This window comes from Roseburia sp. 1XD42-34 (genome assembly GCF_009917385.1).
Taxonomy (GTDB): Bacteria; Bacillota; Bacilli; order Bacillales; family Amphibacillaceae; genus Virgibacillus.
The window spans coordinates 1-20,783 of record NZ_QWLJ01000034.1 but is presented as its reverse complement, the minus strand read 5'-3'; the positions used below and the strand labels follow the sequence as shown (position 1 = coordinate 20,783).

Below are 20,783 nucleotides of genomic sequence, written 5' to 3'. Positions count from 1 at the left end.
TTTCTAAATCGGAAGGACGTGAAAAAATACATTTGGGGAAGCCATCCGATAATAGTAGCTGGACCACCCTAAACCGCTTGAATGTGTTATATCATGATAATAAAGTCGTTCTTCCTCTAATTCCTCAATTCGGTCAATTTGTCCATCTATATAATCATTAATGCGATAAATTGCAGTATCTATCCTATTTTTTAATCCGCCATAACGTATGTCTATTACTTCCCAACCAAAAGGTTTGTGCATCCTAAGCCATTGGTTTCGATGCGCTGCTCGCAATGCTTCCACCTTGTTTAAAATCTCTGGTAAAACTTCACTAGCTATCCGCTTTAGCTCTTCTTCTTCTCCAGTATCATAGGCTGCTTTCAATTGAACACCAACCGTTGCTTTTAAAGCTAATACAGCTGCTAGTTTTTCGGGCACGTCAAAAATATAATCCAAAGCAAGTTTGGGGTTTCTTACTGCGTTTAATTGCTTCTCTAAACTTGCATAATAACTTGTAAGCTCCAAACCTTCCACATGTTTATCAAATAGGCCGATTAAAACATCTTGCCATAATAAAAATTTGGATGGATTAGTTTGTTCTGTATTTCCATCTTCAACCCCAACAGGAGTATCTAATTTACCTAACAACAGATAGTTTTTTGCTTCAATACCTGTACAGAATTGAACCCTCTCTCTAAGCTTCTCATGATCTAATTCTTTGGAATAAGCGTGTTCTGCATACATTTGCAACCCAAGAAGTGCGGTATAATAATTATTCTCGTAACCGTCATCTCCCCATAATGTAACAAACACATCTTGGACTCCTTCATCTTTGCATGCTTGGAGAGCAGCTTGACCTGCTTGCAGAGATAAACCATAATTTGGGGCAAACGTATTCCAAACCCAAACCCCACCTGCAAAAGCTGGTTTATTACCAAAGGCTTTATGCTTTCTTATCAATGATACATAATCATCTTTATTTGTATGTGCATAGTCCCAATACATCATCGTCACGTTTTCTGGTGTTATATCAATCATTTCCTGGGGAATTTCTGTTGACATATCATAATGTGCTTCTCCTGTTTTTGATGCAAGCTTAAGAAACATATCGCTCCACATCATCGGCTCTAGACCGTATTGTTCAGTAATTTTCAATACTCTTGACAGATGCTTGATCATAAGTTGTAGACGATCTTTATATCCGTATTTATTCAAGTAAACTCCTCTGCCTAGTTCTTCCGCTTCGTCCATCCCAATATGAATACGTTTACTCCGAAAAGATTTCCGGAGCGTTTTAATCATTTCATCAATCAATTCGTACGTTACTTCGTTTTCGACGAGTAATACTCCGCGTGTATCTTTTAGATGAGCTGCTGCACTCCATTTTAAAAATTCTTCTAAATGAGCTAAAGTTTGAATACAAGGAATTAATTCAATTCCAAACCGGTGTGCATATTGATCCAATTCTATTAATTCGTCTTGCGAATAACGTCCACGCATATAACCAAAGTACGGCTGACTTTTGAGTTCATACACATCTTCCATATACAACATCGTAGCATTAAATCCCATTAGAGCCAACGTTTGGAACATTTCTTTAAATGTTTCTACTTTCATAACAGCATTGCGGGATAAATCAAACATTGGACCAATGGTCGAAAATTGCATTTTTTCCTGAATATGAAATACATCCTTATTTTTTACATGTTCTACAAATAACCCAAATCCTCTAAAAAAAGTTACTCGTTCATTATAGATAATCTCGCCTTTACCAGCGGATAGAGAAACAGTTAAACCATGCTGTTTATCATCAATACGTTTTACTTTAATAGGGAGACCTTCACCCGTTAATTCAATCTGTAACTTATCCTGTAACAAGTGAACGCCTTCTAAGACTCCTTCCAGATCACCATATAATGCTAGTTTCATATTCATTCTCCTTGTAAAATAGTCATATAAGCTATCAATTATTTCTCAGCTAAGGAACAAAGGCGCCCGGTTAGCAACGTAGCGACTGGAGCGAATCAACGAAAGTTTTAGGAATCATGCTCCTGCAACAGGAGTATGCCGACGTCGGGTGGCAAGCCCGTTTTTAGTCGGCCTTCCTCTTAACCACGAACCGATGATGACTTATCGTGGGACGATTTCGTGAAGTCGCATCGTTGCTGGCGATAGAGCCGAACGTAGCTATTTGGTTATTTCGTTATCTCCAGGCACCAAATTTTATACTTTTTTACCTTCTAAAAAACCCCAGACCTTCCAAGCTTTTCATTATGCAGTTATTGCTTCATTTACTTTTCCTGCTCCTTGTTTACAGGGAAAATAAAATAGTCCATTTCCTTTCGTATTCATTGATCTCCTATAATAAAAAGGCGTTGTCGAACGATACTTGAACGAACTGGGAGTTTTTTGTATTTCCCTTCTCAATTAGACTTTTTGATAATGTTAAAGATGGTTAAATAACTATTTTCAATTAAAAAAAGGATAAGTCCGTGCAAGGGGGCAATACAGTTAGACGGACTTATATGATTGGGTATCCACCCTTTTTCCTCTTTTACCAATCTATCAACTTATTACATCCGTTAGCTATTGAAATTAAAATATCCTAACGATGAGCCTAAAGAACGCAGCTTATTTCCTTGCTCGCCAGAGGCTATATTTCTAACAAAATGCCAGACGTCTGCTTCTCCAGGGATTTCGTTTTGTGTCCACCATTTTGCCTCATAGATGGCTCCGTTGTACGTAACAGAATCTCCACCTAAATATACCTTATTCGCATCCCAAGCAGCAGGCTGCTCTGGATTTGGTTCTTCTGGCTCACCTGGGTTTCCTGGCTCTACATAATCGCCATCAAAATCCACATCAATTACGTTATAAAACGCATTTGCTGTATCGGCTACTTCCCAATAGGCAAGAATAACATGATAGCCAGTACGATCTGGAATAACACAATCATGGTTAACTGTAAAAGGTGGACGTGCGCCATTATCGTTAACTGTGCAGAATTTCTCAAAGTCGGATCGTTTCAGCGGCTCGTTGGGGTTCCAGCCTTCTTTTGTTATATAGTAATCCCATTTGGCTGTAGCATGTGCAGCTGTTAAGGTCCATTCAAATGTGAAAGGACCACTAGCTATCGGAACTTTTGCCCAACGATCACTCGCTTGTTCGTCCAATTCGTGAAAAATATTAGCACTAGCAATTTTTCCATCTGGAGGACCTTCTTCAGGAAAATTGCCTGGAGCTTCCAAACTCTGTGGTTCATAAATAATGGAACCGCAATCATTATTAGCACCCTCTGCACATAATAAAGCTCTGCTTTTCGGCTCATTAACATATCCATGGGCGGAAATCGAGCTAGAAAAAACAAACAGACTAGCCAATATAATAAACGTACCTAATGAAAATTTAATGGTATTTGATAAAAAACGCATACAAAACCTCCCTCATAAATTTGAAATACTTTTTTCACTAACGAGCTATGGATTTCTCAAAATAGCTTAAACGACCACTTGCTAAAGCAGGTGGATTTATACATAAATGTCGACAACTAAAATCATTTTTTAGGTTAAAGACCTTAAAGATCTTAGGCTGAAGCTAAACTCACTCTTTTAGCTTGAATATTTGTATAGGTTACACACTTAACTAGACAAAAAGATAAGGCTAAAAGCGGATTTCGTCTAAAGAAAGTGGCGTTAGACCACGCATTTGCAATTAAAATTCATTGACTGATAAGTGGCTTCTAGAAGTATACTCTTGAAGTGAACCGCTAAAGAGTGACTAGTTGTTTCAATAGAAAAGTAAATGGTTTGTTTAATTGAATAAAACCATCACTATAGAGCCTCTCCATTATCTTGGCTACAATCCCATATCCCTCCTTCCATAGATAAGCTAATATATGATCACCCCCTTTAAAAAATAATAGTTCGTTTTCACGAATGTTTGATCTAGCTCTTTGTTAGTGAATTCTTTGAAGTACGAACGCTAAAACGTAATATATTTGGACAAACATTAATCCGATTAGAGTTTTTATCGATTAAAATTGTTCAAATTTACTAATTCAAATTGTTTTTAGTAGTTTTTTCACAGGACTTTAATAGATTTTACTTTTCTATTTATACATCGAAATTAACAACGTATTTGTGCACAGCCGTATTATAAAATGCAACGGAATACTCAAATAATTGGTCATTAATGTCATAAGAGTATCTGATTCTTTGTAAAAGTGGCCTTAGCTCTATTTGTAATTTGTTAGCAATTGTTGTCTCTGGCACCTCTACTGCAAATTCATCTTTAAACCGATGAAATTTAATTCCTTGTTGAAATAAGATTTCATATAATGAATTTAATAACTGCTCAGGTTCATCAGGTAAAATTACAGACAGCGGAATATAATGATTGAAGTGAATATATGGTTGCCCATCCAAGGTGTAAAGTCGTTCGAGACAGTAACATTGCTTACCAAAATTCTTTTCCAAAATAGATCCATTTATCGTCTCTATCTTCATAAGAGAAGCAAATTCTTTTTTTAGATTATTTCCCTCACTAATTAAATATTCAGAAAACCGTTGCCCTTTAGATAATTTGGAAACAGCATGATTATCTAATACGATGGTTCCAATGCCACTTTTCTTTTCTACATACCCTTGGTTAGAAAGTTGTTCTACTGCCCTTCGAACCGTTATTAAGCTGACCTCAAATTCGTCTTTTAACTCCAGCTCGGAGGGGATTAATTCTCCTTTTGGATATATGCCATTAATAATACGTTCCTTCAAAATATCTTGCACTTGTAAGTATAACGGACCTTTTTTCATTGTTAATTTCATATGCTTTCTACCTTTCTATTTGTACATCTTTTTGATTAACCAAAAACAGTATTTCTTCTTCGGAACAAATAGGAGAATCTCCGTACGTCGTATGTGCAAGCACACAAGCAGAAGTTGCAAATTCAACTATGGCATCCCTTGCTGATTCATTTATTACCCCATGAATGATACCACTAGAAAAGGCGTCTCCTGAGCCAATTCGATCCATCGCCCGGTAATCATATTTCCGAGAGAAACATATTGAATCATCTTGATATATAAAGCCGCTTATTTGCTGATCAGCTTCTTCCCTTAGACTTCCAGCAATAATAGTAATATCGTATTTTTTAGCTATTTCAGGAATCAATTGTTCAATTCTTCGTTGGCGGTTCTTTTCAATTGATTCCATATTTAAAATATACAGTGCATCTCTATCTGTCATAAAGCAAATATCAACATAGGGGAGTACTTGTTCGTAGCATTTTTGCGCTTCTGTATAATCTCCGTTCCATAGCTTCGGACGATAATTAAAGTCAAATGCAACGGTTATTCCTAATTGCTTAGCTTTTTTAGCGAAATATAATGCATTGTAACGCATTTGCTTGGAAATGGAGAGCATAATACCACATAAATGTAACATGGATGTATCCTTTAATATCTGTTCTACATTATAGTCAGTAATTTTAGATGTACAAAAACTACTTTCCTTACGATTGGAATAAGTTACGGTCGTATTTCGTACATGGAAGCCCTGTTCTAAAAAATACATACCTAAATAATTACCACCTATAGCTATGTCTGATGTTTCAATACCTAATGAACGAATATATGATTTTGCAGCATCGCCTAAGGTGTTTTCCGGTAACTTTGTAATGAAGGATGTTCGGTGTCCAAATCTGCTCAGTGCACTCAAAATATTTACACCAGTTCCAGAATACAAGATTCGCAATTCCTGAGCTTGCGCCAATTTTAAATAGTTCGGGACTTCCAATCGCATCATTACTTCTCCAAAAGCTTTAATATAATGTTCTTCTTTTTTCATATTAATCATCCTATTTTTAGTCATGTTCATCTTCACTCGCCAACTCTTTCAGACTAAGAGAAAGTAAGTTTTCAATCTAATGTCTCCTTCACTAAATGTTAAATGAAATTTTTGGGCATTTAGTAGCTAATTGGCTTTTCGATTTTTCCTGCTAATCGGAAAAACCATTCTCTTCGTTACACTTTGGATAAACATGCAAACATCTAATCCATGAAGTTGAGGTGAGACCAGTTGGTCAACTTTTATTTCTACCGTCAGTGAGATTTTATTTTACATCTATTCGTGCCCCTCGATTTAGAATTCTAGGAAAAAAGATAGTAAGTAATTTATGGCAATTCCTTTGTCATAAATCTGGCCAACTTAAATATTTTTTCTTCTTATATGCGATTACTAAGTTTGCTCGTTTACTATGACAGAAGCTGCTTGAATTTATCTATAATAACTGGAACATCTTCTTCTGCTAACGGTCTTGGATCTATTTCGAAATAGCCATTATTCACTTGGTAATCACGAGTATAGATTGCAAATTCCCCTTTCCTCAACGCTTGTGCAAGATAAGATGCTGAATGAGTAACTAACTGCTCATCTACATAAATTCGTGCCCGATAGATTTCTCTTCCAGCCTCATCCTGCTTTATAGCTACAGTGATCCCACGTAGTTCATTTAAACATTGTAAGCCTTCTAAAATCGCCATTTGATTTTTTCGAGTTAACTCTACGTTGATTTCCTTATACTCTATCAATGCTTGTAGTAAGCCAAATATAGATTCCTTCCCAATTTTCATTGCTCTACCAATTCCGCGAAGATGTTTTATCGCATACGAAACATATAGTTCTTTTCCAGCTAAGATACCTGAGGTTGGTCCTGCGATTGCTTTTGAACCACTTACAATAAAGAGATCAGCATGTTTTGCATAACGTGAAAACGATTCTTCTGCAGCTGCATCTACAATGAATGGCACCTGAAATCGTTTGGCTATATTACTGACATCTTCCATCAAAGGTGTATTCTTCTGCACACAATGATGAGACTGAACAAAAAATATCCCACAAGTTCTTTCAGTAACTGCTGATTCAATTTGAGCTAATGAGCAACCATTTGCATAGCCGACTACTTTAAGCTTCCCGCCTCCTAATTGAATCATCGTTTGAATTGGCGCTCCGTAATCAACCAAATGCCCCATCATGATAACGATTTCATTTGCTACATACTCATCTTTTTCTAAACGATGTTCTACTTGATATGGGTTGTTTTTCGTTATAAGCCCTGCTACTGCTAATACGATTGCCGAGGAGGCAGAATTAGTCACCATTGCTGCTTCTGTCTCCATATAGTTAGCTATCCATTTACCGGCTTCCTGCTCTAGTTCTGCCATTTCATAATAATGTTGTGCACCTTCTTTCATTGCATTAACAACCGTGTCTGATAAAGTAGATACACCTAAAACACTCATTCTGCCACTAGCATTAATAACTTGTTTCAATTTCATCTCAGCTGCACACAATATATTCCCCTCCCAGCATAACAGCGTATGGTTTAATTTGATTTACAGTTGTGACTGTTTCTCCGTAAGCATCTTCTAATACAAGCTGTTCCTTTTCGACTGTAAAAAAAGTTAAATCTGCTACTGTTCCTTTATCTAATGTTCCGAACTCCGGTTTATGAAGGATCGCCGCAGGTATTTCTGTGACTTTTTTGATCACATCTACCAAACTATAACCTAATGCTAAGAACTTATTTAATGTTGTAGCCATATCATACACAGGACCATTTAGACGATTTTTTTCATAAATATCAGTACTAATCGAATGAAATGGAAGCTGATGATTCTTCGCTTGCTTGGCAATTTGAAATGAAAAACTAGAAGTTCCATGACCAACATCTAGATAAACACCTCTCCTTAGCGCATGATAAACAGATGGATGAATCTTTTGTTGATGATTAAAGATAGTATTTCCTTCCTTTGCATGAAAGCAATGTGTGATCACATCTCCTTTCTCCAGTAAATCTAGTATATCCGTTATTTTTGGGGGAGCACTGCCGATATGTACCATCAAGGGCTTCTGTAATAAATCTCCGTATTTCCTTGCCAATTTTAATGGTTCTAATCCATTTTCACCGACAACACTTTTACTCATTCTCACTTTTAAGCCTACAAGTAACTCGGGATAAGCTTGGAAGGAGTACTTTATTTTCTCCCATGAAATATTTGTTAAATCTACTAGCTCATCACTTACCTTCAAGCCTGTTTGAGCAATATTTAAAAAAGAAAATACTCTTGTTTTACTACCTTTTGCTACCGCATACAGATGTTCAATATTGTCTGCCCCACATGTACCAGCATCTATTACTGTCGTAACTCCTGTTTTATAGCCAATTTTATCTGGATGGGAACAGTATGGTTCCAAGCAAGGGTAAGCATGTGTATGTAAATCAATCCAACCAGGAGAAACATAAACTCCTTCAGGAACTGAAATAACCTCTCCTTTGCGGAAACTTCGTTCTGTCACAGATTGAATATATCCATCCATAATTTGTATATTACATTTTCTATTGTTTAATAAAGAAACTCCATTGATGTTTAACATTTTTTTACTCCTAATAACAGGCTGCGCAAACAGGGAAAACTGTTGACACAGTCATAATTTTAATATGTTCAGTTTTGCAAAAAATCCATATATCTGTTTTCAGCTTTTCCTTCTTCCTATTATCCGGCATTCTTTTCTTTTAATGATGAGACTTTATTTCGCTCTAGTTTTACGCTTTTACAGTTTCATATTTAGCAAATGATTGTGAAGCAGCCCACATGACAAATAAAGCCGTCAAACTACCACCAAAGAAAAACAAAAGTGCAGGTATAGTTATCCAAACGAAATAATGGACAACAGAGAGAACCCCAAAAAGAAAAATGGTTAAAATCGGATGACAAATCCCAATTATAAACGGCCACTTTAAGTAATCTAGCCATTTCAAATTAAAATGCACAAATACAGGAAAAAAATAAAGTAAAACGACAGCATACAACAGTAATGTTCCTAGTACAGAATAGCTAACGATATAATAAATAAAACTTTCTTGTGCCCGTAAGATATTAAATTCGATTACGAGAAAGTAACCTATAAATATAAATACAAAGCCTATACTATTCGTTTTAACAAAATTCTCTCGATACGCCGTCCAAAATAGCCGAAAAATTGGCATGTCTTCTTCTCCTTGCATCCATTTACGCACAATCATAAACATCGCACTTGTAGCTGGCATGAGTCCAAAAACCCCCATTCCTAAAATGGTAAAGAACATCCAACAAAAGTTTAAATATGCTAGCCTTACTGTCCAAACAGAAAATCGATAATACCCATTTACAAAAGTGTGCATCATGGACTCTCCTTTTTCATCTAAATATGTAATTCCTACTGTTCATTGCAATTATCATAGATACGTTAGTAATGTGACAGGTCATAATCAATTACATTCTAGCATTTCGTAATATGACATTATGAAGCTATGTTGTTAACAAATCTATACATTTAAAGCATGTTGTTAGCCCATGGTATACATCTATTTCAGGTAACCCACCATCATCTACTAAGCTACTATTCTTTCACCGAACCGATCAGTACTCCTTTTACAAAAAACCGTTGTAAAAATGGATAAACAATTAATAACGGCAAAGATGAAACAATAATGACAGCATATTTTACTAAAGAGGCTGTTTTAACCTGATCAGCAAATGATTGCGCTGCTCCCGCTGCTGTAGCTGCGCTATCTGCGCTCGTCTCATTAAGAATTAATATTTGTCTTAATATCAGTTGTAATGGAAACAATTGCTCATCAGATAAGTAAATTAATGCGTTAAAATATTGATTCCATAAAGCGACCCCGTGAAATAAACCCATCACTGCTATCATAGGTAAGGATAGAGGTAATACAACTTTAAAAAATAAATAAATATCACTTGCTCCATCTATTTTAGAAGCTTCTACGAGCTGATCAGGGATGGTTTGCTGAAAAAACGTTCGGGCAACCAATATTGACCATGCTCCGATAACACCAGGAATAACAATCGCCCACATCGTATTTACCATGCCAAGGTTCTTCACTACTAAATAAGTCGGAATGAGTCCGCCGTTAAATAGCATAGTAAACAGAATGATCCATAAAAAGGTTTTCTTTGCCATCAACTCCTTACGCGATAATGCATAAGCTGCAGGTAATAAAATAGTCAAATGAATGGATACACCAATCACAGTGTACATAATCGTATTGCGATATCCAACCCAAATCGCTTCATTTTGAAATACGCGAATAAACCCATCAACCGTTATTTCTACGGGCCACAACCACATCCTGCCTGTGTTTACAGCATGCGGGTCACTAATAGAAGCACTAATGACGAAGATAAGCGGATAAATAATAATCAAAGTTATCATTAAAACAAGGAAAAAATTCAAACGATCAAACGCTTTATCAGATAAACTAAATTTTGACATATATGTTATACCTCCTTACCATAAACTATTACTGCTAACCTTTCTTGCAATATGGTTAACGGTTATTAATAGTACGATATTAATAGCTGATTCAAATAATCCTATTGCAGCTGCAAAGCTATATTGTCCTTCTAACAAACCCGTTTCATATACAAATGTCTGAATAATATCAGATGTCTCGGAGTTAAGGTTGTTCTGCATCAGCAATACTTTTTCAAAACCAATTTGCATGAAATTGCCGATATTTAAAATAAACAGGATGATGATGGTTGGTAATATGCTTGGTATATTAATATGTAAAATTCGTTGAAATCTAGAGGCACCATCTACTTTAGCAGCTTCGTGTAATTCAGGATTCACACCCGCTAAAGCGGCTAAATAAATAATCGTCCCCCACCCTAATGATTGCCATTGCCCAGACCAAACGTATATATGCCGGAACCATTCAGGACTTGTTAAAAACGAAACTGGTTCTATTCCAAATGAACGAAGTACATGATTAATTATGCCTGTATTTGGGTCTAAGAATGCGACTAGCATTCCTACAACGACTACAACCGAAATAAAATGTGGTGCATATGTTAGCGTTTGCGTCCATTTTTTAAAAGTCCCGTTCCGCAATTCATTTAACATTAAAGCAAATATGATTGGTAAAGGGAATAACAATAAATTATAGGCATTTAAAATAATCGTGTTTTTTAATAAACGCCAAAAGTAATATGATTCAAAAAACCGCACAAAATGCTCGAACCCTACCCAAGGGCTTCCAAACATCCCTAAATTTGCAAAATAATCTTTGAAGGCAATTTGCACACCATACATGGGAATATAATGGAAAACAAAAAAATATGTTAAAACGGGTAATAGAAATAAATATAATTGCCAATTACTTCTAAAATTAGTTGTAATTTGGTACCTTTTTTTCATCTGGTCCATTGTTTTATCTCAACCTCCTTTTCGAATAGATAACCAGTTAATAGATCAATTTGCTGACAATTCAAAATATAGGCTGTTTCTTTTGAGGGAATTGGGTTTTCTGATAAGTCTGTATAGTAAAAGCTATCGTTTTTCCTACACGATAAAGCCTACTTCATGCTTCTCTATATTGAAAGTAAAGCAAAGGGAGTAGTTGTTTTATATTCATAAGCTTGATCTGTTTTTCTTTACTCCCATGCTTTTATCAGGTATGGATTTCTCCGTAGCTACCGTGATCTACCATCTTCCCTTTAGACTAAGCCTTAGGTCAAGTCCAGTATCAATTTTCAGCTGTTAGCTAGCGGAAAGATCAGTTAAGCGCTTACAGATAATTGCTTTAACTCTCCTGATATCGCTCAAATGCACTCTGATAAACTTCTATAACATCTTGCAATCCCATTCTTTCAATGGTTTCCACATATTCATCCCATTGAGAAAGATCTGCATCTCCGGAAATAAACTTATCTCGCATCTCCTCCACATATTTTCCAATATCTTCACCAACTGATTGAAGAACCTTGTTTTCAGCTTCCGTAAACGTAAATCTAGGCCAAATCTCCTCAGGGACATAAGGTTCAATCTTTTCCGCGGCTTCCATGGATTGTGGTGCCGACTCGCCACCTTGGAAATAATCCGCCTTAATAATTCCGTTAATAGAGCCTAGCCATGTTAACTGCTTGGAAATTGCTTGTTCAAACGTCATATCGCCTTCAGGATTTAATATGTGATCCATATAGGTGATTGCTCCATCTTTCTCTTCAAATGTTTCACCTTCCACTCCCATGTAATATAATTGCGCTCCTTCATCACTATAAAAATAGTCCATCCACCTTACCGTTGCTTCTGGATTTGGATTTTCACTCGTAATAACTAAATTGGATGTATCCCAAACCGATGAAGAAAGTTTATTATATTTTTGATACCCATCTGGTCCTTCTAAAGCAGCCACACTATTGTATTGAGAGCCTATCTCTTCCCCGAATAGTTCGATTGGATCGTAAAAAATCATACTCCCATATAAATTATCTGAGGCATTAGCCAAAAACTGTCCCCATTCAATTGAAAAGATGCTTTGATCGATCAACTTTTCTTCATATAGTTTGTTAATATATGTCAACATTTCCTTATATCCATCTGTAATAGCGTAAAATCTAACACTACTTTGATCATCCGGATTTAAATCAATATTCGCATTTGACGGGCCGTGGTTCATAACGCCAAAAGATCCTGATAACCATTGTACAAGCTCTTGTATCGTAGTTCCTCCGTACGGTATTGTCTTCCCGCCGCCAGCAGGATCTAACTCTTTGACACCTGCTAGGTAATCATAGAATTCGTCTGTTGTTTCGGGTATATCCATATTTAGCTCACTCAACCAATCTTCGTTTATCCAAGGTCTTGCGCTAAGTCGTAACGACAAGAAATCTTCTTCAATTAATGCTGGCATTGAATAAATGTTTCCATCTGGAAAAGTAATCGCTTTTCGAATACTTGGGTCATTTTGCATTAACTTTGTTAAATTGGGCGCATATTGTTCAATTAGATCGTTTAACGGTAAAAATACTTTTTGCCCTCCGTAGCGTAACAAATCTGTATTCGGTAATTGAGATAGGAAAAATGCGTCTGGTAATTCACCTCCACCTAAAGCAAGGTTCCGCTTTTCTTCTAACGCTTCTGGATTGATTTGATCCCATTTCACATTAATATTTGTCATATTTTTATAATGATTCCAAATAAGTATGTCATTCCAATCATTGTCTTCATTTTGTGCTGGTTTATTAGCAAAGAATTCTAATTCTAACTCTTCGTCGACAATTGGCATTCCTGATTCATTTACATCGTTTGCGCTCTTATTTTTATCTTTAGAAGACTTTGCTTCTTCCTTATTACATGCTGTCAAAAAAAGTACCATTACTAATAAAAAACTTCCCCATAAAAACATCCCTCTTCTAATCTTCACGAAAATCCCTCCCTATTCATCTGTATTTTCCCAGTTAATAACTACCAGTTCTAAATTTTCAGTTTTTTAACTATATATCACCCTCTTCTATAAAAATAACTTGTTATAAAAGTTATTTTTGAAATAATATCATTTTTTAAACAATAAGTCAATATAACATTATATTGTTTAATACTTTTAATAAGTTAGTTTTGTTACAACTGATTAACCTGGAAAATAATTATGGCAGCATGTAAAATATACTCAATAATTTTATTTAAAAGAACAGGCTCTTCCCAAGAAGGGTTCACAAATTTGATTATAATTAAAAATTTTTTGCAATCATTACGTTAGGTATTATATTTGTTATAATTTCCCGAAATATGTTATAACATTATTTAACTAAAGGTAAGTTACTTTGTCCTTCATGAAAAATACCCTTCTACGATGAGAAATAATGTTTGGAAAACAACCTTATCATAGCATGAAGCTTCATAAACAGAGGATGTGACCTTAATCAACAGAAACAGGCGGGTAAGACCAGTCTGTTTGTTCGAATGAAAGGAGATACACACGAAGTTAAGTATTACCTAATCAATTAGGGAGGCTGGCGCAGGGCGAGAAAGCAGGGGCGGTTAGACAAAGTGATTGGCGAATTAATCAAGTAAAAGGTGATATTATTTGGTTTTGGCATGGTTAACTGGAGTAGCCAACTTGTTTCTGCTCGTGCGAGCATGTCGTGCTGTTTTTCGCTTTGCTTCCCCTCCTTTACGAATATGTCGTGTCACCTTTCTTATCGCTCCCTCTCTTGTTCTGGATCTGTATCAAATCCACTGCGATTCTTTCTTTTAATACCCTTCCAACACTAAATAAGAGGAGCCCTTGTTATATTCAGAGCTCCTCAAAGTGAAAATCTTACACCACCTTACATTCGGAAAAAAACTTTTCTAATTCTTTTAAATTTCTCAGCTCCTCTAAGACCATTTTAATTAGCGAATGTTCTTGTGGTAAATTTGCTATCTTTTTTAAAGTTCTTTCATATCCTAGTTCCAATACCATCTTTTGCAGTTGTATTGTTTCATCATCATCTGCATTTTTATAAGTAAGAGCAGCTGCGATAGTTTTAGCCAAATATTTTGGCGGTTTGCCGACGGCTTCCATATATAAAATCGATGGGCGTACTAATCTATCATTTCGACTTAATTTGCGAATTGGAGATCGCCCTACTCTATTTACTTCATCAGAAATATACTTATTATTAAATCTTTTTATAATATTGCGAATATATTTTTCGTGAGCTTGCCTATTGAATTGGTACTTTCTTATTAACGCTTCCCCAGATTCACGTAAAGCGCCTAAGATAGTTTCTTGTACTAGTGAATCCTTCATTGCCTCTTCAATAGTGTTATAGCCAAGGAACTGGCCAAGGTAAGCAGGAACTACATGCCCAGTATTTACTGTGAACAGTTTCCTTTCAATATACGGCTTTAAATCATTTACATAAATAATATTCCATATTGGAGGCTGTTTACCTACTACCATTGTTTTATCTATAATCCATTCATAATATTCTTCTACTACTACATCTAAAAGTGCTGGATTTGTTTGATTTGGAACAATACGATCTACAGCTGCATCTGGAAAACCATAAATACGTTTAAATAATTCCATTTTTTCAGCAGGTATATAACGCAAAATGTTCTCCTTTAACTGTGTACTTCCTCCTATAGCATTTTCACAGGCAATTATATTTAATGGCTTATGATTTTGCGTCATGCGCTTTATTAATCCTTTAGCAATCAACTCTCCTAGCTGAGGTATTACATTGATGCCAACTGCAGTAGTAATAATATCTGCATCTATAATTTTACTAATAACTCGATCAGGTTCTTTTATACTATTTATTCCACTTACATTCTTAACTTGAACACATTCCTTTTCGTCAGCTGCCAAAATAACTTTATACTGTCTTTCTTTATTTAACTCTTTTATTATTTCCTCGTTAATATCAACAAAAACCGTATAAAAACCTGCTTGATACAGCAAAGAACCTATAAATCCTCTTCCTATATTTCCAGCTCCAAAATGTACTGCTAACATTTTAATTCACCTCGCTAAATAGCTTTCTTACTTTTTCCTTTGACGTTTCTTTTAACAGTCTGTTTACGTTATCTGTATCAGAAAGAATAATAGCTATCTTGGACAATGTTGCCAGATGCCCCTCACCTTTTCCAGCTATTCCAATCAATATTTTAACTATATTACCATTTCCATAGTCTAATCCTTTAGGCACAGTTACGACAGAAATGCCCGTGCACAGAATATCTTCGCTCGCATCCTCTGTTCCATGAGGAATAGCTACATAATTCCCCATATACGTAGAGGTAATGTTTTCTCTGCGTAACATTTTCTCTAGATATGAATGTTTGACATATCCATTTTTAACCAGAATATTGCCTACATATCGAATACCTTCTTCTTTATTAGCTAAAGATACATTTAAGTCAATATTTCTTGTAGATAAAACCTCTTTTGTCATCACATGATACTCTCCTTAGATGTTATTCTTTTCTAACAATAACGTTTGGAATTGTTGGATTAAATACAGCCTTATTTCATCTTTTGTTCCAGATTCAAATACTCTAATACTTTCTTTGCCATATAAAATTATAAGACTGCTTAAGTAACTTAATATTTCTAACACCTCTTGATTAGTTGCTTTAGGGGCTAACATAAATAGAATTCTAGTCACTTCAATTTCTTTTCCATCCATACCTTTTAATAAAACGGGATATGATAGTTGCTGAATAAAGAAAGCCTCTTTATTCACTTTATTTGACCTTGTGTGAAACAAAGCCAAGGACGTATCTGGAATTCCTAACCCGCTTAATTGGGATCGTTCCATCAATTCAGTGTATATCATATCTTTATCTGTAATAATTCCTTCTAGCTCTATCCTATAACAAACAGACTTTAGTATTTCCGTTAGTGTTTTTTTACCTCGACTCTTTTTTAAATGAAAGGATTGTAATACATTTAAAACAACTTCTGAATACATAGCTTTCGAGTGCAGTTCCATAACAAAATCTAGTTCTTCTGGTTCAACACGATTATCATTTATTTCCTTCTCAACCTTATCTATAGTTACTTTTCTATGTCTAAGTCTTTTCTTAATACGATCCACCTCAACCTGCATTAACAAAGGTGAAGTAAGAACATAGTCTATATCACTTCTATTAAGAGGAATAGTAGAAACAATAATGTCGTAAGATTGTAAATGAAGATTCGATATTTCAAAAATTGATTTATGATCTATACTTTTTATTTCCGGAACCTTTTGCATGAGGTTTGTCGCTAACATTTTCGCTGTCCCTATTCCACTTGAACATATAACTAAAGCTGTAAAATTATTCTTTAATTTTCCATACAGTAAAACAGAAGCAAAGTGCAGAACAAGGTAACCGATTTCATCCTCTGGAAAATCTAGCTTTGGAAATAGTTTTTTCACCCCCTCTTTTAGTATCATAAAAAGATTTTGATACTCTTTTTTAATTTTTGGCAACAGGGGGTTCCTTATCTGCATATTCTGCTTAATGCGATGAATTGCCGGGCGTAAGTGCGTCATTAAATCATTTAATAAGGAACTACATTTCAATAAATCCTCCTCTATATGTTTGCCAACATAAGAAATTAACTTTTTCGTCTTTAACTGTAAGTTATAATTGTCCTCTTCCAATACATACAGTTCTTTAGAACGTAACTTTGCACCTAGTAAGTGCATCGTGATATAGTATACTTCTTCATAAGGTATGGCTATTTCAAGCGTTTTCTCCATCTGCTTTAAGATATCCTTTGAAATAGAGAATTCTTTCGTTTCTTCTAAATCTCGATAATTATTTATTTGGTTAAAAGATACATTCTCCCCTTGTTGTAAACGCTCAATAGCTAAGGCTAGATGTACAATTAATCCAACGTAAGCGCTATCTGCTAATCTATATGGCAAACACTTTCTCGCTTCGTGAACGCACTTTTTTATTAGGTTTATCTTTTGTGAATCAATAAAATCTAACAACTTATCAGAAATAATATTTTGTGATTGAACTGGAAATATATCATCTCTAATTAATGAAACATATTTAAATAAGTTTACATTTTGTTGAATTAAGTAGCTAATTGCAGCTCGTTTATCTACTTCTTCACCAACAATCTCTATACCATACCCTCGCTTACGAATTAGCTTAAGATTATATGAGCTTAATTCTTCCTCGATAATATTTAGGTCAAAACTTATCGTTGCCATTGTTACGTGCAACTCGTGCGAAAAGGTATATAACTTCATTGGATCACTCGCTTTTAATAGACTTGCAAAAATGATTGCTCGCCTTTCTTCGGGTGTGTAATGTAACATTTGATCTTGATACAATTGATCAAAATGTTTCAAATCTGCATGATCTCCTATTAATTGAATACCTTGTCCTATTTTCCTTCTTATATGCAAATTAAATTTAGCTAAGGTACTATCCAAGTCTTTCAGATCGCGGTATACGGTGCGCTCACTTACACGAAGCTTTTTAGCAATTTCTTCAGTAGTAATCGCATGATCTACTTCCCTTAATAGCTCGATTATTTTTCTTTCTCTTGCATTAAGATACAACCCGACCACCTTACAGCCCCCCTAAAAGACTTCTATGAAAATAGATATTACCATTTTGTTTATTTTAGCTTTCTTCCATAAAACGGTTTACTAATTCGTCGTACTTTGGACTATTCAAAAAGTTATCTACGGATATATGTTCGGCTTCCGGCCTTTTTATGTTTGCTCTCTCCGTTAAATCTTTATGCGTGATAATGATATTTGCATCGCTAGGAATGTTATTAATAGCAGTATTTTTTACATCGATATCAATAGAAGCATCTGAAAATTTCTTTTTGAGTAAGCTAGCCCCCATAGCGCTTGAACCCATTCCAGCATCACAAGCAAATACGATTTTATTTATTTCTTTGTTTGAATAATTATAAGCTCCTTTTTGTGCCAGTATAGTGGAAGATGGCTTACCTTTTATATTGCCCATTTTCTCACGTGCTTTTTCCAAACCTAGAGGATCGTTTTTATCCATTTTTATGATGAATGATGAAATTATAAATGAAACAAGTGTCGCCATTATTACCCCCAATATTACTCCTAAATGACTTCCTGGAGCTGTCATAGCAAAAATAGCGAAAATACTACCTGGCGACGCAGCAGCAATAAGACCTGAATCAAATAAGTTAAAGAAGAAAACTCCACTTACCCCCCCAGAAATCACAGCAATAATTAATAAAGGCTTCATTAGTACATATGGAAAATAAATTTCGTGTATTCCACCTAAAAACTGAATAATGACTGCTCCTGGTGCAGAACTTCTTGAAGTTCCTTTTCCAAAAATAGAAAACGCTAACAGAATGCCTAAACCCGGACCTGGGTTTGTCTCTAGTAAGAATAAAATGGATTTTCCCGTTTCCGCTGCTTGTTCCACACCTATTGGACTAAGAATGCCGTGATTAATGGCGTTATTTAAAAACAGAATTTTTGCTGGTTCTATAATCATATTAGTAAGTGGTAACATTCCAGCGTTGATAATTACTTCTACACCATTAGCTAATAGTCTATTTAAATATTGTACGATGGGGCCAATTCCCATATTAGCTGCTGATGCTAAAATAGCAGCTAATATGCCCGCAGAGAAGTTATTATATAGCATTTCAAAACCTGAGCGGATCTTTCCCTCGAACATTCTATCTATCAACTTCATTAAATAGCCTGCAAAAGGTCCCATTATCATCGCACCGAGAAACATAGGTATATCTGCACCGACAATGACGCCCATGGTGGCTGTTGCACCAACAACTCCCCCGCGTAATTCATATACCATACGCCCACCTGTAAAACCGATTAATAGTGGCAACAGATAATTTATCATAGGCTCCACTAATGTAGCTAAATTTTCATTCGGTATCCAACCGTCAGGAATAAATAGAGCTGTAATGATTCCCCAAGCAATAAATGCACCAATATTCGGCATTATCATACCACTAAGATAACTTCCAAATCTCTGCAAGCTTAAACGAAAGCTTGTCATCTTCTGCTCTCTCCCTTATATTTGTAATCGTATTTTTTAATCTATATGGCGCCATTACGGAATTAATCCCTTAACTAAAGTATAAATAGCTCCTAGATAATACTCAATCTAATCCAAATACTATTTTGTCAATAAAATTACTGACATTATTAAATGAATGGTGAACATTTCACTTATAAAAAGGGCTATACTTTATATGATGTTGCTTTAAAAAAATGTTAAAATGATACATTTTGTCACTTCACCAATCTAGTTGTATCCTGTTTTTATGTGTATTATGTAGAGACGTGATATGTTTTTGACATTTTTAAAGAAAAGACTTTGATGGTATAAATTCAAGAGGAAACTAATTCAGGATGGAATTAAAAGTAACCCGAACTATGATTCGAAATTCTTCAGTTAGAATACGAATAAATTCGGGTTTTTTCCTTTATCAAATTCGATCTATTTAACCATTCTCTTGTTTAAAACTAAACTTGATGTAATCGCTTGTGATGAATAGTTTTGTTATCAAAAAACATGATAATCCAGGTATTTAAGTGTCTATACGAAATATAAAAATACCATGAATGTTGTTTATAGAATACGGCTGCACATTTAAGTATTGTTGTTCAATGCTACTATCTAATACTTCAAGCTTGTTCATAGTACATGGCAAGCGTTTATTTTTGTGAACTTTATAATCTAAGCCAACGAAAGTTTCCTGTTATCATCAGAGAGAAAAAAGTTCTTAACGTTATTTAGCACGAAGAATCCGTTCTTTATTTTATCCGTTAAGGCAATAGAACACCTAAGAACCATTCCCAGCTCACCAGATCAAAAGAGCAAAGGAATTTGCGCATATAGATGCTAAGAGACATGGGAGGTCTCCACGATAAAAAATCGAAAATGGAAGGTTCAATTATAAACATATCCATTTTACGAAGATTATGAACTAAACCATAAAAACTATTTCTCATATCTAATCTATAAATATCCTAATTTAGATAAATTTAACTTTAATTTCTATCGTAAAATATAACTGTTCGGGCAATCTGGAGTAGTACGACGAAATGCCTAAGATATCTTAATGTATAGAGAAGCGAAGACACAGCCGGAGGGTCTGACTAACCAGAAGTACCAAAAAATGTTCCTACTAAGTCGAGTGAATCAAGTAATGGTGAAGAAATGCTCCCAAGTGCACCCACATACACTTCAATTTGGTAACTATCGATTTCATTTTATTAGTGTTGGAGCTATCAGCTTTCATGCTTAAGAGAAAATATTCCATTTAATCATTCTTTAAACTTAGAAGGTATTTTTAAAAATAATTATTACTAAAGACGCCGAGGTTATTACCTCAGAGGCTTTTTATTTGGGACTGTCAATAATTTTGTGTAAATAACCGAATACCTTTTCTCGTAGTTCTTGTTACTTGTTAAACATATCTGTTA

General features: G+C 35.1%; 14 protein-coding genes. All 14 read right to left on the bottom strand.

Features of this window, described 5'->3' with window-relative positions:
• Positions 1-3: 3 nt before the first annotated feature.
• On the bottom strand, positions 4-1,911 hold the full coding sequence (locus D1839_RS15245; RefSeq protein ID WP_120380757.1) for a beta-N-acetylhexosaminidase: 1,908 nt from the start codon (positions 1,909-1,911) through the stop codon (positions 4-6).
• 653 nt (positions 1,912-2,564) lie between these two features.
• Complete coding sequence (locus tag D1839_RS15240) at positions 2,565-3,413, bottom strand: lytic polysaccharide monooxygenase (RefSeq protein ID WP_120380756.1); 849 nt, start codon at positions 3,411-3,413, stop codon at positions 2,565-2,567.
• Positions 3,414-4,094: 681 nt separating this feature from the next.
• Complete coding sequence (locus tag D1839_RS15235) at positions 4,095-4,805, bottom strand: GntR family transcriptional regulator (RefSeq protein ID WP_120380755.1); 711 nt, start codon at positions 4,803-4,805, stop codon at positions 4,095-4,097.
• A 7-nt stretch (positions 4,806-4,812) separates the two neighbouring features.
• Positions 4,813-5,826, bottom strand: coding sequence for a sugar kinase (locus D1839_RS15230; RefSeq protein WP_120380754.1), 1,014 nt, complete (start codon positions 5,824-5,826; stop codon positions 4,813-4,815).
• 407 nt (positions 5,827-6,233) lie between these two features.
• A complete protein-coding gene (locus D1839_RS15225; protein ID WP_199690240.1) occupies positions 6,234-7,331 on the bottom strand; it encodes a DgaE family pyridoxal phosphate-dependent ammonia lyase in 1,098 nt (365 codons plus the stop codon).
• A complete protein-coding gene (locus D1839_RS15220) occupies positions 7,318-8,415 on the bottom strand; it encodes an amidohydrolase/deacetylase family metallohydrolase (protein ID WP_120380753.1) in 1,098 nt (365 codons plus the stop codon). The genes D1839_RS15225 and D1839_RS15220 overlap by 14 nt, the downstream gene beginning before the upstream one ends.
• A 169-nt stretch (positions 8,416-8,584) precedes the next feature.
• On the bottom strand, positions 8,585-9,202 hold the full coding sequence (locus tag D1839_RS15215; RefSeq protein ID WP_120380752.1) for a YesL family protein: 618 nt from the start codon (positions 9,200-9,202) through the stop codon (positions 8,585-8,587).
• 218 nt (positions 9,203-9,420) lie between these two features.
• Positions 9,421-10,317, bottom strand: a complete 897-nt coding sequence (locus tag D1839_RS15210; RefSeq protein WP_120380751.1) for a carbohydrate ABC transporter permease — start codon at positions 10,315-10,317, stop codon at positions 9,421-9,423.
• Between the two features lie 15 nt (positions 10,318-10,332).
• The gene (locus D1839_RS15205; RefSeq protein WP_120380750.1) at positions 10,333-11,253 is read right to left on the bottom strand and encodes an ABC transporter permease; all 921 of its coding nucleotides are present in this window, start codon (positions 11,251-11,253) and stop codon (positions 10,333-10,335) included.
• Positions 11,254-11,629: 376 nt separating this feature from the next.
• Positions 11,630-13,252 carry an extracellular solute-binding protein gene (locus D1839_RS15200; RefSeq protein WP_120380749.1) on the bottom strand — a complete coding sequence of 541 codons (1,623 nt, stop codon included), beginning with the start codon at positions 13,250-13,252 and terminating at the stop codon, positions 11,630-11,632.
• 894 nt (positions 13,253-14,146) lie between these two features.
• Entirely contained in the window at positions 14,147-15,331 is a 1,185-nt protein-coding gene (locus tag D1839_RS15195; RefSeq protein ID WP_120380748.1) for a mannitol-1-phosphate 5-dehydrogenase, read from the bottom strand.
• A 1-nt stretch (position 15,332) separates the two neighbouring features.
• Positions 15,333-15,770 carry a PTS sugar transporter subunit IIA gene (locus D1839_RS15190; protein WP_120380747.1) on the bottom strand — a complete coding sequence of 146 codons (438 nt, stop codon included), beginning with the start codon at positions 15,768-15,770 and terminating at the stop codon, positions 15,333-15,335.
• Between the two features lie 15 nt (positions 15,771-15,785).
• Positions 15,786-17,894 (bottom strand): BglG family transcription antiterminator, encoded by a 2,109-nt coding sequence (locus D1839_RS15185; RefSeq protein ID WP_120380746.1) that lies wholly within the window; start codon positions 17,892-17,894, stop codon positions 15,786-15,788.
• Between the two features lie 55 nt (positions 17,895-17,949).
• A complete protein-coding gene (locus D1839_RS15180) occupies positions 17,950-19,350 on the bottom strand; it encodes a PTS mannitol transporter subunit IICB (RefSeq protein ID WP_120380745.1) in 1,401 nt (466 codons plus the stop codon).
• Between the last annotated feature and the right edge of the window lie 1,433 nt (positions 19,351-20,783).

Coding starts and splice junctions, on each gene's coding strand:
- D1839_RS15245 (WP_120380757.1), bottom strand. CDS start 1,911: ATGAAACTAGCATTATATGGTGATCTGGAAGGAGTCTTAGAAGGCGTT.
- D1839_RS15240 (WP_120380756.1), bottom strand. CDS start 3,413: ATGCGTTTTTTATCAAATACCATTAAATTTTCATTAGGTACGTTTATT.
- D1839_RS15235 (WP_120380755.1), bottom strand. CDS start 4,805: ATGAAATTAACAATGAAAAAAGGTCCGTTATACTTACAAGTGCAAGAT.
- D1839_RS15230 (WP_120380754.1), bottom strand. CDS start 5,826: ATGAAAAAAGAAGAACATTATATTAAAGCTTTTGGAGAAGTAATGATG.
- D1839_RS15220 (WP_120380753.1), bottom strand. CDS start 8,415: ATGTTAAACATCAATGGAGTTTCTTTATTAAACAATAGAAAATGTAAT.
- D1839_RS15215 (WP_120380752.1), bottom strand. CDS start 9,202: ATGCACACTTTTGTAAATGGGTATTATCGATTTTCTGTTTGGACAGTA.
- D1839_RS15210 (WP_120380751.1), bottom strand. CDS start 10,317: ATGTCAAAATTTAGTTTATCTGATAAAGCGTTTGATCGTTTGAATTTT.
- D1839_RS15205 (WP_120380750.1), bottom strand. CDS start 11,253: ATGGACCAGATGAAAAAAAGGTACCAAATTACAACTAATTTTAGAAGT.
- D1839_RS15195 (WP_120380748.1), bottom strand. CDS start 15,331: ATGTTAGCAGTACATTTTGGAGCTGGAAATATAGGAAGAGGATTTATA.
- D1839_RS15190 (WP_120380747.1), bottom strand. CDS start 15,770: ATGACAAAAGAGGTTTTATCTACAAGAAATATTGACTTAAATGTATCT.
- D1839_RS15180 (WP_120380745.1), bottom strand. CDS start 19,350: ATGACAAGCTTTCGTTTAAGCTTGCAGAGATTTGGAAGTTATCTTAGT.